The sequence below is a fragment of the Spirosoma arboris genome (assembly GCF_009754945.1).
In the GTDB taxonomy this organism is placed as follows: domain Bacteria; phylum Bacteroidota; class Bacteroidia; order Cytophagales; family Spirosomataceae; genus Spirosoma; species Spirosoma arboris.
This window is the reverse complement of sequence record NZ_WPIN01000001.1, coordinates 510124-524654: the sequence shown is the minus strand read 5'-3', so window position 1 is coordinate 524654 and position 14531 is coordinate 510124. Positions and strand designations below refer to the sequence as shown.

Sequence of the window (14531 nt, the reverse complement as noted above, 5' to 3'; positions counted from 1 at the left end):
TTTAGTGTCACAAAGATAATATGTTTCTCTGTGCATAGCAAGCCCTGGATTTGGACTGGCAGTGGGCATTCCAGTCATTATGCCTTATTTTTGATCCCTACACAGTATTTGTCTTGCACAAAGACGACAGTATGACAATAAGAATGCGTGTTGGGCAGCTCATTGCCTTTTTTTTTCGGTCGTTGTTGTGGTCGCTCAACCTGTTTTTGGTCTTGTACACTTGTATGGCCTATTGGCTACTATATAGTTTACAAATCGAACATTGGTTAGCAGGCATGATCATGATTTCGATACCTGTAGCCTGGTTTTTGAATTTAGTTATTGTCTTTTTGTGGCTTATCACACGTCCCTGGCGGAGTTGGTTATCTGGACTTACCTTATTGATTGGCATTTTATTATTCGGTTCCCGAACGTTTGTCTGGCACCGACCAACAGAGATAGTCTCTCAGGGCACTCCGCTGAAAGTATTTAGCTATAATGTGCAGACATTTGGCGAGTTGGAGTATTGGCAGTTGCCTCAAAGTGTACCCCGTGTTCGTCGAACACTCAGTTATGTATTACACTACGACGCTCCAATTAAATGTTTTCAGGAATTTTATTCGTCGACCAAAATACCAGATTATGATATTGTTGGACGATTCCAAAAAGCAGGCTACAATTATGCAGCATTTCTACACCCGAAAATGGCTCATGCTGTAAATGGTGACATTGGTATTGCCATCTTTTCTATTTATCCTATTGTTGAGTCTGGACGTGAGGTATTTGACACACATAACGGAATTGTTTGGGCCAATATAAAAATAGGAAATGATACGATTCGTGTCATCAATGTGCATTTGCACTCAATGGGCATTCGAGTAGGCAAAGTCTTGAAACAAAAACAAATAAAAGGTGTCCAGCATGAAACCCGGGGGGTATTAAGTGCGCTACGCACTGGATTCATCGATCGGAATGAAGAAGTTCGTAAAGTTGAACAGTATATCCAGAATAGTCCTTATCCGGTAATCATAACCGGTGACCATAATGATACTCCCTATAGTGTAGTATATGAACGTCTGCGCCGGATATTACCAAATACGTTTGAAGAGGCAGGACGTGGGTTTGGCTTTAGTTATAATCGACTGCCGGGTTTTATCCGTATCGATCATCAATTTCATGATCCGAAGATACCCGTTCTAGACTTCGAGACAATCAATTATATTAAGTATTCTGACCATTACCCAATTGCAGGAACATATTTAATTAAATGAAGTAGGGTGTATGATATATGTAGAAAACAACCCACCTATCCTATTCTTTCTACTTTATACATAACCTACGGGTGTGCATTCACCCATTCTTCGCCATCTATAAATACTTCTTTTTTCCAGATAGGTACAGTTTTTTTGATGGTGTCAATAATGTAACGACAAGCCTCAAACGCATCGGCCCGGTGGGCGGTCGACACACCAATCAAGACGGCCATCTCGCCGATTTTCAAGATGCCTTTGCGGTGAATGACAGCATAGCGAATTATTGGCCAGCGCTGTTGAGCCTCATCTGCGATTTTTTGCATTTCAGTGATCGCCATACGATCGTAGGCTTCATACTCAAGCCGGTCGACCGGACGTTCCTGGGTATTATTCCGAACAATGCCCAGAAATAAATCAATTGCCCCTGCCTGATCTGATTGCAAATAGGTCATAGCTGCGGCAACGTCAATAGGATCAATGGTAATCGCAATCATGAAAATTAATAGAAAATGAAAAATGCATAAGGCTATCCTCCGCTAACAGGTGGAATCAAGGCAATTTCGTCGTTTCGATTCAATAGCTGGTCGGCTTCAGCGTATTCGCCATTAACGGCTACCAGCAACGACCGAATGCCAGTCAAAGGAGGAAATTGCTGGTGTAGCTGGTTCAACAAATCGCTAACCCGAGCATCCTGACTTAAGGAAATTGTAACTGCTGACTGGCCAGTTAAATCGCGGGTAATTCCAAACAAAAGTACTGAGACAGGTAAATCCATACATTGACTATAATCCGGTACTGAAACGTATACAAAGAACGTAACAAAGGTTGATCGAAGTTCGCACCGGGCCAATAAAAAAGGGTATCACTATCTTTGTGCAGTGACACCCTTTTCTAGCTTAGAAACTAACGTTTACTTCGAATTATTCATCTTCCGTTCAGCCTTTTTCATTTTCCGATTGGTCTTATCGAGGGCTTTATCGGTCCCCTCTTTTACATCTTCTTTCGTATTTTTAGCTGCTGTTGACACTTTATCGCCCGCTTTATCAGCCTCACGACCTATTTTCTTCCCAGCTGCTTTTGTCGTTTCCTTTGCCTGATGAGCGGTTTCCTTCGCTTTTTCTTTTGTATCCTGAGCAGACACAAGGGCTGTTGAAAAGGCCAGCGTAACAGCCAGCATAATGATCTTTTTCATGATTGTTGAGTTGATTAATACTGTCCTCAACAACACCTTAGAAGAATCAATTGTTTAACGACTGGAAAAACGCCTACAATAGAGTTTCTCTCTTTGAAGTATGAAGCTACCTTACTCTTTATGCTTGAATACTTTTACCTGATAGACATAGTCCTGCATCCGCTTGATTTGCTTTTTGCGTGACAGGTTCGCTAATGTATTTTTTCTATTCAGGCGTAGTGGTTGCCCTTTAAGCGAATCTGCGGGAATATTGTTGAGGGCTTCGAGCAGATAGTTCGTTTTTACCGCAAAGCTCACTCCTTCCGATGTAGTTTGCTTTCCACTAATTATCCCAATCACGTTACCCTTTTCGTCTAGTAGCGGGCCGCCCGAGTTACCGGGGTTCACGCCAATAGCAACTTGATAAGCAGTTGAGTCTCCCCGATAACCTGTACCGGAGCTTAGATACCCCTCGCCATAAACAATCTCTTCCCGAGGGTATCCAAGTGTATAAACTCGCTCCCCAAGATCAGATGGCTGCGCTTCGAAACTGTAGGGAACGGGCGGAAGTGTACGAAAGGCACTATCATCGCAGAGTTGCAAAAAGGCCAGATCATGTGTTTGATCGGCATATACAACCCGCGCTTTGTAAACCTCTCCTTTCGTACTTTGCACATACACAGAATCGGCATCACGAACAATGTGGTTATTCGTCACAAAATAGCCATCTCCAGTCAGTAAAAATCCAGAACCCGACACCTGCGCCGGATTGATGCTCAGGCCACGACCACGACCATTAAGGTCATTTTGCATTTTGCGCTGCGATGACTTAACCGCCTGAATTTCTTTACTTAACTGGCTGTACTGTTGCTCTTGCTGGTGACTTTGCTGATACGAACGATAGAGGAAAATGGAGCCGAATGTGGTAATAATAGCCGCAGATGCTGCCACAGCCAATGTGGTACGATAAGTTTGCCAAAGTGCACGAACTTTGCCCGACTGCTCCGTTTCAGACTGATAGGCATCAGCTTCCTGACGGATCGCATTCATATCGATCCCTGCCTGAATTTTCGCCAGCCGCTGCTTGAATCGAATTCGTTCGCCATAGGCATGTAGGGCGTTCTCAATATCTTTTTCCTCGTTCATCTCTGTAAAGAATTGCAAGTTATCAAGTGATAAGTCACCAAGCTGTTTCGCTGATAATGAATACATTATAACTTACATCTTGGCAACTTTATAACTCCTCATTGTCTGTATTCCGAAAAGAAAAGCCGCTTTAGCCGCATCAGGCATTTATATTTCTGCGTTTTGGCGTTGTCGGCATTGGTATAGCCAAACTTTTCGGTAATATCCTGCATACTTAAATGCTGGATGTAAAAATCGTCTAATAAAGTCCGGCAGGGTTCGCCAAGCCGGTCAAGTGAATCAGCCATCAGGTCAAACTGACGATCACGTTCTTCATGATCAATCAGGTCGTCGTTCAGGTGGTCAAGCGCTGTATCATCCGAAACAGGCGTTTCCACATCACGCACAGCAAACCGACTCCGCTGAGCCAACTGCTTGAGCCACAGCCGCCTGCCAATTGAATATAAATAGGTTTTCAGTTGGCAATGCAACTCAAGCGAACCACTCCGTACTTTCTCATACAGTACAATCAACGCTTCCTGGTAAATGTCCTTGGCATCATCTTCGCTCCCGCTATTCGTGGTTACAAAATGAAGTACCATTGGAAAATACCGACGGTATAACTGCGTCAATGCACTGTCGGAGCCATCGGCCAAACCCATCAACAATTCCTCATCCGTCAATATGGGTTGCCTACTTTCCTTCATAGGATTGCCTCATTACTTAATACAGAAACGGTTAAGACGTAACCCAAAAAAAAGTTAAAAAATAATGGGTTACCTTTTTCCCTATGGGGTATTAACGTTGACATTAATTAGTAATCACTTAAACGAAAACATTTTCAAAACTATGAAAGCAATCACGAAATCCGCCTTCTTTTTCATGGCTATGATCGCCCTGGCTACGTCTTGCAGCTCGAAAAAGACCGAAACCACCGAAACGACCACCACCACGACGGATTCTTCTTCGACGATGGCTACGGATTCGACGATGGCTACGGATTCTGCTTCGACGATGTCTGCTGATAGCGCGAAGTAATTTTTGCTAAGGCACAACTGCCGGTAAATTTTGCCGACAACGCTATAAACGATATAAGAACCTCCTGATAAGTCAGGGGGTTTTTGTTTTTTATAGGCATTAGTCGATAATCATTGGCGGCTGCGCGTACATATTGCTTTCGCGTCAGCAATTAATGACTATCGACTGCTACAGTGGCCCGGTGACGACTTATTTTAACACTTGTTTCAACGCATTCATCTCGCCAGTTGGGGCCGCCCGTTCATACAGAATGTTGTAGACTGCATTCGTAATGGGCATATCGACGTTGAATTTTCGGTTGATTTCGTAAATACTTTTGACAGCGTAATACCCTTCTGCAATCATATTCATTTCGGCTTGTGCCGATTGAATTGTATATCCCCGCCCAATCAACGTACCAAATGTTCGATTCCTGCTAAAGGGCGAATAGGCCGTTACGAGTAAATCACCGAGGTAAGCTGAGCCGCTCAAATCGCGATGTTTAGGATAGATGGCATCGACAAACCGTTTGATTTCCTGCATGGCATTGGATACCAGCACCGCCTGAAAATTATCGCCGTACCCTAGTCCTCGTGTGATACCGCAAGCCAGCGCAATAATATTTTTCATCACGGCACTGTATTCAATTCCATAAATATCGTCGACGGGGGTCGTTTGTACGAAACGACAGCACAACAGATCGGCCACGCGTTTGGCGCAATCGGAATCTTGTGAGGCAATGGTCAGGTACGATTGTTTTTCAAGGGCAACTTCTTCGGCATGACACGGCCCAGCAATGACCGACATTCGTCCAGTTGGTATGTTATACTGCTCACTGACCCAATCGGTTACTAATTGATTTGCCCCAGGAATCATGCCTTTAATGGCCGATACGACAGATTTTCCATTGAAATGCTCCGGTTTCAGTCCTGTTAGTGCATCACTTATAAATGCCGCCGGTACTGCCAGAATTATATAGTCGCTATCTCGAAATGCCTCCCGAATTTTCGTGCATACCTTCACTTTACGAGTGTTAATCTGCACGTCGCTGAGGTAACTGGGATTATGGCCAAATTTCTTGATATGTTCCGCATCGGCCGCTTTACGGAGCCACCATTTAACGCTGACGTTATTTTCGGAGAGGATTTTAACGAGCGCGGTAGCCCAGCTTCCTCCTCCTACCATCGTCAGCCGAACAGGTTGAGTTACTTTCATGGAGCAAAGTACGGAAGAAAGAGGGAGAGTAAGTATAAGCTCTTGATAGCGTCGATCCGGTTGTCCCTACTCCTAAAACAGATAGGCTAACGAATCCTATTCAATGGTCTATGCTTACCGAAGACTAAGTTGTGTGACCCACAGAAAAGTAGTTCATCAGTCAGGCGTCTATTTTTTGCATATTTGTCCGTTTACTATCTCGGATAGTGCTCTAAACCTGCCACTTATACTACCATGGAACTGTTTTTACTCGTCCTTTTACTCATTCTGGTCATTGTCGGCAACAACCGATTTAGTGCCGTCAAAGAGGCCGTTAATCTCCAGAATACAGTTATCGGTCAACTGCGTGCTGAGTTATTGGCGTTTCAGAAAGAGTTACGTAATCAACCTGCCCCAACAGCTGAACAACCTGCCGAACCCATAATTGAACAGACTCCAGTTATCGTTGTCGTGCCCCCCGCTCTACCGATAGTGGAAGAGGAAGTAGAGCCCATCTTTATGGCAGAAGCGGTTTCGGCGCCAGAAATCGAACCAGAACCTGTTCAAGCCTTTATTTCACAACCCGTTGTCCAGCCAGAACCAAAACCTTCATTCTTCCAGCGTTTTCTTGCCGAAAATCCAGATTTGGAGAAGTTCATTGGTGAGAATCTCATCAACAAAATCGGCATTGCTATTCTGGTGGCAGGCATTGGGTATTTCGTAAAATTTGCCATTGACCAGCATTGGATTAACGAAATTGGACGCGTGTTGATTGGCGTTCTGGCAGGTGGATTATTATTGGGCGTAGCCCACCGAATTCGGAATACGTTTGCTGCTTTTAGTTCGGTATTGGTGGCAGGTGGGCTGTCTGTGCTCTATTTTACAATTGCGATCGCTTTCTCTGACTACAAGATTTTTAGCCAAACAGCGGCCTTCTTGATCATGGTCATCATAACAGGTTTCGCTGTACTACTGTCGATTACGTATAACCGGCCAGCACTAGCTGTGATGTCGCTTATTGGTGGATTTGCCACACCCTTCATGGTCAGTACCGGACATGGAAATTATGTCGTGCTATTCAGTTATCTGCTTGTGTTAGACTGCGGTATGCTGGTACTGGCGTATTTCAAGAAGTGGAACATTGTTCATTTCGTGGCCTATGGATTCACGGTACTGCTCTATAGTTTGTGGCTCAGTACCGAAGTTCAGGAAAGTAAACAGGCACCTTACGGCGGTGCCCTGCTCTTTGCCTCGCTGTTCTATGTCGTTTTTATGGCCATGAATCTGATTTATAATCTGAAACATCAGGCAAAATTTTCAGCCATCGAGATCGGGTTGCTTCTTAGCAATACTGCCTTTTATTATGCAGCCGGAATGCTGATTCTGGCACATATGAATCAGGGTGCTTACCAAGGTTTGTTTACAGCAGGGTTAGCCGTCGTGAATTTTGGCATTGCGACTTCTCTTTATCGACGCGAGGTCGTTGATCGTACGCTCATTTACTTGTTGATTGGCCTAGTTGTAACCTTCGCCAGCTTGACGATTCCGGTCCAACTAGATGGTAATTTCATCACAATGTTCTGGGCGCTGGAAGCCGTATTACTACTGTGGCTGGCGCAGCGGTCGGGCTTAATACTGCTTTCAACTGCAGCTGTGATTGTCATGAGCCTTATGTTGATTAGCCTGATCATGGACTGGTCGGCGCTCTATTTGGATAGCGCTACTCCCCCACTCCATATCGTGTTTAATAAGGCATTCGTTACCAGTGTAGTAGCTATTATCAGTCTGATAACAACGCAGCGATTATTATGGAAGCAGCCGTCGCCGTTTCAGTTTTGGCTGGGTCAGTTAAGTGTGTCTGCCTATCAATATATCATTGGCTACCTAACGGTTATTATCTCTTATTTTGCAGGAGTCTGTGAACTTGATTATCAGGCTACTCATGCATTTGGTTTTGAGGCCAATCGCACGATTTTACTAGGCACGTATAATTTATTTTTCGCGGTTGGGCTGTTGCTTTTTGCCAGACGTTATGCGCTACGAAGTTGGTTGATCCAAGCCTCAATCCTGGGAATCATCCTTCTGTTTTTATATGTGACGTTTTTCGATTCGGCCACACATGATTTATTAGGCGCTTATTTTCAAGGAGACGAGACAAGTCTTATCGGCTTTCCTGTCCATTACCTGAGTTTACTTTGTGTGATCGGCCTATTGTTTCTGTTACATACGATTCAGCCACAACTGGAGCCACTTCCCTCGTTCATTAGCCGATTCTGGCCTTGGTTTATGGGATTCGTTCTGGTCTATATTGCCAGTTCAGAATTGTATTCGCATGTGGTATATTTTAAGTTTTCAGGAGTCGATCTGCCTACTACAGCCACCCAAAAACTCGATGTAGCTGATCGTTATTACGCGTTACTAGAGCAAATCAACAAAGTGGGGCTGCCGATTTTATGGGGTATTTGCGCCTTTGTGTTTATGTACGTAGGCCTTACGCGCCGGAACCGCCAGTTTCGTATCATCTCCCTCAGTTTATTTGCCCTGACGCTCTTAAAACTCTTCTTTCATGATCTCGAAGGTATTTCGGAAGGTGGACGAATCGCAGCATTCATTTCATTAGGTGCTTTGTTGCTCATTATCTCATTCATGTATCAGCGCATAAAACGACTAATTCTTGATACCGATGCCCCAAAACCCACTTCAGAAGAACTATGAATAAGCTAATCGGCCTACTATTATTGAGTTTACTGATACCAATAAGTGGACGAACTCAATCGTTTCGATTCCAAGCCTCTGTCGATGCTGTCCAGAAATCAGGTTTTCACCGGGTTCTACTGTCACCTGATGTAGTTGGTCATCTGAATGCGAGCCTGACCGACGTTCGACTTTACGATAGTCAGCATCAGGAGGTGCCTTACCTATGGGCCAGACAACACGCTACACAGTCAGATTCCTTCATTGATTATGAGCTTACTAGCAAACAATTGCGCCCAAATGTGTCAACAACTCTGGTCATTCGAAATCAGACGAAACAACGTATTAATTCATTAAATATAGTCGTCAAAAATACAAACGTGGGCAAAAAAGCTCGTCTCAGCGGTAGTTCGGATGCCCAAAATTGGTATGCAATTGATGACGAAATTTGGCTGCGCCCAACCCAGAATACCGTGAGCACAACGGAGGTAAAACAAATCGACTTTCCGTTAAGTGATTATAGCTATTACCGACTGATTATCAACGATTCGCTGAGCACGCCATTGAATATTCTACGGATTGGGCACTATGAGCAGTTAGCGTCTATGAGAGCTTATTCAATTATTCCAAACATATCGTTTTCACAGCGTGATAGCAGCGATAAAAACACATATATCCACCTTGTTCGCCCAAATGATGCCCGATTTGATAAACTTACCATTTTAGTCAACGCTTCACTCCCATTCCGTCGTCGGGCTGATATTGGGCAGTTTCGTACCCGGAGGCTAAAACGAGGGCGTATTGATCATTGGTTTGAGATTGTGCGAACGATTGAGTTGAATTCAACCGATAGTAACGTAGTCGATCTACCAGGTTTAAAGGCGAAAGACCTATATGTTGTTGTTGCTAATGACGACAATCCACCGCTTGTTATTCGGGAGGTTCGAGCGTATCAGTTAACAACCTACTTGCTGGCTAATTTAACGGCTGGGCAATCCTACCAGCTTCATTTTTCGGCAGACAACACGGCCGCTCCAACTTACGATTTAACACCATTCAAAACAGTCGCTCTTACCAGCCAACCCATTATTGGTATTGGAAACCTCCGTTCAATTGGTGTCGATAGCGATCGGTCAACCTCCTTTTTCACTGACAATCGCGTTATCTGGCCAGCATTGAGTTTGGTCTTGCTGGTGCTAGGGATTATGTCGTATCGAATGCTGCGAGAAATGGGGCAGAAACAAACGGATGAAGTCTCTTAGGTAGCCAAACAAAAACGCCCAGCAATTGCTGGGCGTTTTTGTTTTTGACCGAACGGTCAAGCTCTATTCTTCTTTATCATCTTTCTTCTTATTCTTGTTCGGGTCACGCTTGCTGACAAGTTCACCATTTTTGAGTTTTTTCGATACAGCGATAAATGGTCCGGAAACGATCTGTTCACCGAGTTTAAGGCCCGACAGAATTTCGATATTTTCGAAATCGCTGATGCCCGTTTTCACTTCGCGCTGCATGGCTTTGCCACCAACATTCACAAAAACAATTTCTTTAGGCTTATCCTTTTTATCGACCTGACTGGCTGGTTTTTCTTCAACTGTCCCGTTACTATTATCTTTCATCTTCTCAGTATCAATAGCGGTCGAATCGGCGCCACGGGTAGTTACGGCAGCAATCGGTACTGATAGTATTCCTGCTTTTCGTTCTGTCAAAATCTCTACTGAAGCAGTCATACCAGGCTTAAATGGGTAACCTTTTTTGTCTTTTTCAGCCAATAAATCGGAGTAGGAATTATTTAAGATTTTCACCTTCACCTCAAATTCTGTTACGGCGTCAGTTGAGAGAGACGTTGCCGCTCCCGATGCGCTTGTTAATCCGTTTGCCGTATTTCCAATTTCATAGACAACGCCTTTGAATTTCCGACCAGCGGTCGTGTAGGAATCCACTTCAATATCAGCCGTATCACCAAGATTTACGCGTACGATGTCGTTCTCATTGACGTTCACGCGAACCTCCATATTTTGCAGGTTGGCAATTCGCATGATTTCGGTACCGGCCATTTGCGATGTACCAACTACGCGTTCGCCCAGTTCGACGTTCAATTTTGACACTGTTCCGTTTACGGGGCAATAAATAGTCGTTTTACGGAGGTTCTCGGTCGCATCGCGCAGGCTGGCTTCGGCGCTTTGAATGTTAAACTGTGCGGCCCGAACGTTGGCATTGGATGCTTCTACTTCCTGCTTAGCCACATTATAATTGGCTTCGCTGGTTTCCAGATCGGAAGACGAAATTACTTTATCTGCAAAGAGTTTCCGGTTGCGCTCATAGTCGGCTTTAGCCCGAATAAGCCGTGCCGCTGACTGCGCTACCGACGCTTTCGATTGCTCTAGTTGTGCCCTGCTTTGGTTGACTGTTGCCCGCGCCCGCGCCAGCAACGACTCATAGTTATCAGGGCGAATACGGCATAGCAACTGTCCGGCTTTAACGGGGTCGCCTTCATTGACATACAAGCCAATAATCTCCCCTGATACGTCTGGGCTTATTTTTACCTCAACTTGCGGTTGAACGCGCCCCGAGGCACTGACACGCTCAGTAATGTCAAGCCGTTTAACCAATGCAAAATCAACTTCTGTTGCCTTTGGCTTCCCGATTAGTCCGGTCTGTTTAGCAGCTACAAGACCACCCACGATCAGGACAACTAGTCCTCCCAATATCCACCAAATACGGTTTGACTTCTTCTTCATAATGAATGGTTGTGTGAATGAGCCAATAGGTGAATACAAGTTGACGCGAATTTATTCGCTCATTCACAAATTCATTCATTCACTAATTAAAACTAAGCGGTTTATTTTGGTAAAAATCTAAAATTTTGGTTCGAAACACATAATCGTATTTAGCCTGCACTAACTGCGCACGGGCATTATCGAATCGGAGTTTGGCAAGGCTATAATCAACAGCGTTGATGGCTCCAGCATTGAAACGACTTTCGGCTGCTTTAAACGCCCGTTCTAAAGATGACACTGATGCATCGGTAGCCCGGTAACGATTCGACGCTGCCAACAGATTGGTGTAAGCCGTTTCGATTTGCTGACGCAGTTGCAGACGTGTATTATCGGCAGTAAGTTGCGCATTTTGCTGCTGAATAATCGCAGTGGTTACGTTAGTGTGGTACTGGCGATTCGTAAAAATAGGAATGTTGAGGTTAAGCGATACACCCCGGTTGAGGGTATTGGTTAATTGCTCAAAAAATCCATAGGTCTGGTAAGTCCCCCCCGGCTGCGAGGTAACAATGGTAACTGGTTGCGTTATGCCACCTATAATAACATTAGCATCTGTCCTATTCTCTGTCGTTGTCCCGTCGGCAACAAACCGCTGAAGGCCTACTGTCGAATAAATCGACGATAAATTACCGCTGAGACTAAGACGTGGGTAAAGTCCCGCTTTTGCCACATCAATGCCAATACGAGCGCTTTCGGTACGAAGATCAGCAGCAATAATTTGTGGCTGTGTACTCAGAGCGGTTTCATAAACCTGCAACGCCGTTGCCGTATAGCCTTCTATACGTGGATCGGGCAGTTTGATATATTCAATTTCAAATGCCTGTCCACCAGGTAGATTCATAGCTTGTAACAACGCCAACTTTGCCAGATCAACCGTATTTTGTGCATTTACAATTGCTAGTTCATCATTCGCTAGTGTAGCCTTAATTTCAAACAGGTTCGCTTCGGGTGCCGAACCAGCGTTCACTAATTTTTGGGTACGCTCTACCTGTAATTGCGACGTTTCAGCCTGCCGCTTAGCAACGGTCAGCTGTTCAGCTCCTGTCAGTACATTCAGATACTGCTGAATAACATTAAGGATTACTGTATTTTCAGTTGCATCCAGTTCTTTTTCCGTCGCTTTAACAATCGTCTGGTTCTGACGAATCAGATTTCTTAACTGATAACCCTGAAAGACAGGCACCGAACCAGAAAGCTGAAAATTATTAGACCGTACGCCAACATCAACGAACTGGTTAGTACTGGGGTTGATGTTCCGTCCAGAACTAAAGCCTTGCGATGCAAAGCCGTTAACGGTAGGTAGCTGATTCAGCTTAGATTGTTTTAATTGCAGTGTACTACTTTGTACCTGCAATTGGCCTTGTCGAACGGTGATGTTGTTCTTTAAGGCAATATCAATGCACTGCGGTAAACTCAGCACGGGTAACGTATCCGCTTTGCCGGTAGTCGCGCCTGGCGCTACGGCTCCCGGTACGCTCTGCGCCTGTAAGCTTGTCAAGCTTATAGACAGCAAACAACCCACGATTCCGATTCCTAAAAAAAGCTTACGCTGCATACACATAATTTTGATGGTTCAATGTTACAAACTTACCTTCGACGCAGCTATCGTTTTAGGATAAACGGCGCAAACTAAGCATGTTTCTGGTTTATAATTCGGATATACTTTCTGAAAATGAGTTTTGCCTATTGGCAAATGACCGCGCGTTTCAGTACGGCGACGGTCTTTTTGAAACTATTCGGTACGAGAATGGACGGGTTTGGTACTGGCCCGATCACTTCGCCCGTCTTACAGCCGGGATGGCAGCCCTTCAACTCAATCAGCCAGATGGCTTCAGCACCGAAACGGTTTATCAGGGCATTCGACACTTACTTTCGGTAAACGATTTAACGGAACAGACCGCCCGAATAAAAATCCAGATTTGGCGGCAATCAGGGGGTCTTTATACGCCATCCACAAACGATGCTCACATTCTGATTTCGGCTCGTGCTGGACAGGGATTTTCGCTGACTGAGAAATCGATAACGGGCATTTATGAGGCATTTCGGCTCGTGCAATCGCCGGTTTCGGCATTCAAAACGCTCAATGCACTCCCCTACGTAATGGCTGGTCTTTACAGACAGCAGCATGCATTCGACGACGTTATTTTGCTCGATACAACTGGTAACCTCGCCGAATGTCTTGCTTCAAACCTGTTCTGGTATACTAACCAAACCCTGTTTACCCCTTCACTCCAGACCGGCTGTATCGGTGGTATTGTTCGACAGCAGTTACTTCGAATAGCTCCCTCCGTTGGCATTATTGTCTCCGAGGGAATTTTCAAACCAACTGTACTAACGCAGGCTGAAGTCGTGTTTTGTGCAAACGTAATGGGTATTCAGTCGTTGCGTCAAATAAGCGGTTTATCTCTGCTGAGTCAGGTATCAGGCTTTTCTACCAATTCATTACTTAACGCCCTGTTCGCTCAACTTCAGCGCTGAGTCTTCCAGCCAACCATCTTTCAGGCGAATCACTCGCGATCCATATTCGGCATTGAGTTCAGAATGAGTCACCTGCACAATAGTCACCCCATCTTTCTGATTCAATTCGCGGAACAGCTCCATAATATCACGGGCCTGATCGGAGTGCAAATTTCCGGTTGGTTCATCGGCGAATATAACGCTTGGCTCAGCGGCCAGCGCCCGCGCAATGCCGACTAACTGTTGTTGTCCACCTGACAATTGGGCTGGAAACAAATCTTTCTTGGCCACCATATTGAAGCGGTCAAGCAGTTCGGCCACACGGCTTTTGCGCTCAGATCCGCTCAGACCTTTGTAGAGTAGTGGTGTTTCAATGTTTTCATACACAGTTAGTTCGTCAATCAGGTGATAAGCCTGAAACACAAAGCCAATACGTGTTCGGTGAAGTTCGGTACGTCTTTTTTCCGACAGTTTCTGAACAGGTTGGTCGTCAAAGAAATATTCACCTTCGGAGGGTTCCTCGAGCAGGCCCAGAATGTGCAGCAAGGTTGACTTGCCTGATCCCGATGGCCCCATGATCGATACAAACTCGCCCTGATTAATTTCGAGGTTGATGTTACGCAACACATACACCCGACCAAAACCAGCGGGGTAGAATTTCGAGACGTTGCGGAGTTGAATCATATTTAATTACTTTAGTAAAGATTTTAGTTAAGTTAAGCCGATTGATCGTCAGGAGTGTTTACTGTTCAAAAATCAATTCGTATAAACAAATATCGCAAAGCAATTGAGCATTCACAGCGTATTCTGTTTATATCAATACGTTCGATTAACTAGTAGCGGCTCAAGCGTCATGCCAAACTCATA

General features: G+C 44.8%; 14 protein-coding genes. 5 read left to right on the top strand and 9 right to left on the bottom strand.

Annotation, left to right across the window (positions count from 1 at the left end; genetic code table 11):
- The first annotated feature begins 131 nt into the window (after positions 1-131).
- Positions 132-1250 carry an endonuclease/exonuclease/phosphatase family protein gene (locus tag GO755_RS02160; RefSeq protein ID WP_157582922.1) on the top strand — a complete coding sequence of 373 codons (1119 nt, stop codon included), beginning with the start codon at positions 132-134 and terminating at the stop codon, positions 1248-1250.
- 65 nt (positions 1251-1315) lie between these two features.
- Here GO755_RS02160 and GO755_RS02155 read toward each other — a convergent pair whose 3' ends face one another.
- The 5 genes from GO755_RS02155 to GO755_RS02135 form a co-directional block, all read right to left on the bottom strand.
- Positions 1316-1726 carry a molybdenum cofactor biosynthesis protein MoaE gene (locus tag GO755_RS02155; protein WP_157582921.1) on the bottom strand — a complete coding sequence of 137 codons (411 nt, stop codon included), beginning with the start codon at positions 1724-1726 and terminating at the stop codon, positions 1316-1318.
- A gap of 32 nt (positions 1727-1758) precedes the next feature.
- Positions 1759-2007 (bottom strand): molybdopterin converting factor subunit 1, encoded by a 249-nt coding sequence (gene moaD / locus GO755_RS02150; RefSeq protein WP_157582920.1) that lies wholly within the window; start codon positions 2005-2007, stop codon positions 1759-1761.
- 135 nt (positions 2008-2142) lie between these two features.
- Positions 2143-2424, bottom strand: a complete 282-nt coding sequence (locus GO755_RS02145) for a hypothetical protein (RefSeq protein WP_157582919.1) — start codon at positions 2422-2424, stop codon at positions 2143-2145.
- A 111-nt stretch (positions 2425-2535) separates the two neighbouring features.
- Entirely contained in the window at positions 2536-3549 is a 1014-nt protein-coding gene (locus tag GO755_RS02140; RefSeq protein WP_157582918.1) for a S1C family serine protease, read from the bottom strand.
- Between the two features lie 98 nt (positions 3550-3647).
- Positions 3648-4235 carry an RNA polymerase sigma factor gene (locus GO755_RS02135; RefSeq protein ID WP_157582917.1) on the bottom strand — a complete coding sequence of 196 codons (588 nt, stop codon included), beginning with the start codon at positions 4233-4235 and terminating at the stop codon, positions 3648-3650.
- A gap of 175 nt (positions 4236-4410) precedes the next feature.
- Here GO755_RS02135 and GO755_RS40825 point away from each other — a divergent pair, with 175 nt between their 5' ends.
- On the top strand, positions 4411-4566 hold the full coding sequence (locus GO755_RS40825) for a hypothetical protein (RefSeq protein WP_198174729.1): 156 nt from the start codon (positions 4411-4413) through the stop codon (positions 4564-4566).
- A 189-nt stretch (positions 4567-4755) separates the two neighbouring features.
- Here the strand turns inward: GO755_RS40825 and GO755_RS02125 are convergent, their stop codons facing one another.
- The gene (locus GO755_RS02125) at positions 4756-5760 is read right to left on the bottom strand and encodes an NAD(P)H-dependent glycerol-3-phosphate dehydrogenase (RefSeq protein ID WP_157582915.1); all 1005 of its coding nucleotides are present in this window, start codon (positions 5758-5760) and stop codon (positions 4756-4758) included.
- Between the two features lie 234 nt (positions 5761-5994).
- Between GO755_RS02125 and GO755_RS02120 the strand changes: the two genes are divergently transcribed.
- Positions 5995-8454: a DUF2339 domain-containing protein gene (locus GO755_RS02120; protein WP_157582914.1), complete on the top strand. Its 2460-nt coding sequence runs from the start codon at positions 5995-5997 to the stop codon at positions 8452-8454.
- Positions 8451-9695 (top strand): hypothetical protein, encoded by a 1245-nt coding sequence (locus GO755_RS02115; RefSeq protein ID WP_157582913.1) that lies wholly within the window; start codon positions 8451-8453, stop codon positions 9693-9695. Before GO755_RS02120 ends, GO755_RS02115 begins: the two co-directional genes overlap by 4 nt.
- A gap of 63 nt (positions 9696-9758) precedes the next feature.
- Here the strand turns inward: GO755_RS02115 and GO755_RS02110 are convergent, their stop codons facing one another.
- Together GO755_RS02110 and GO755_RS02105 are read right to left on the bottom strand one after the other, a co-directional pair.
- Positions 9759-11171, bottom strand: a complete 1413-nt coding sequence (locus tag GO755_RS02110; RefSeq protein ID WP_157582912.1) for an efflux RND transporter periplasmic adaptor subunit — start codon at positions 11169-11171, stop codon at positions 9759-9761.
- 82 nt (positions 11172-11253) lie between these two features.
- Positions 11254-12762: a TolC family protein gene (locus GO755_RS02105; protein ID WP_227686833.1), complete on the bottom strand. Its 1509-nt coding sequence runs from the start codon at positions 12760-12762 to the stop codon at positions 11254-11256.
- Positions 12763-12842: 80 nt separating this feature from the next.
- Between GO755_RS02105 and GO755_RS02100 the strand changes: the two genes are divergently transcribed.
- A complete protein-coding gene (locus GO755_RS02100; protein ID WP_157582910.1) occupies positions 12843-13685 on the top strand; it encodes an aminotransferase class IV in 843 nt (280 codons plus the stop codon).
- On the opposite strand, the gene GO755_RS02095 is transcribed toward GO755_RS02100, so the two are convergent.
- Positions 13650-14348, bottom strand: coding sequence for an ABC transporter ATP-binding protein (locus GO755_RS02095; protein ID WP_157582909.1), 699 nt, complete (start codon positions 14346-14348; stop codon positions 13650-13652). The two genes, GO755_RS02100 and GO755_RS02095, sit on opposite strands and share 36 nt — an antisense overlap.
- Positions 14349-14531 lie beyond the last annotated feature (183 nt).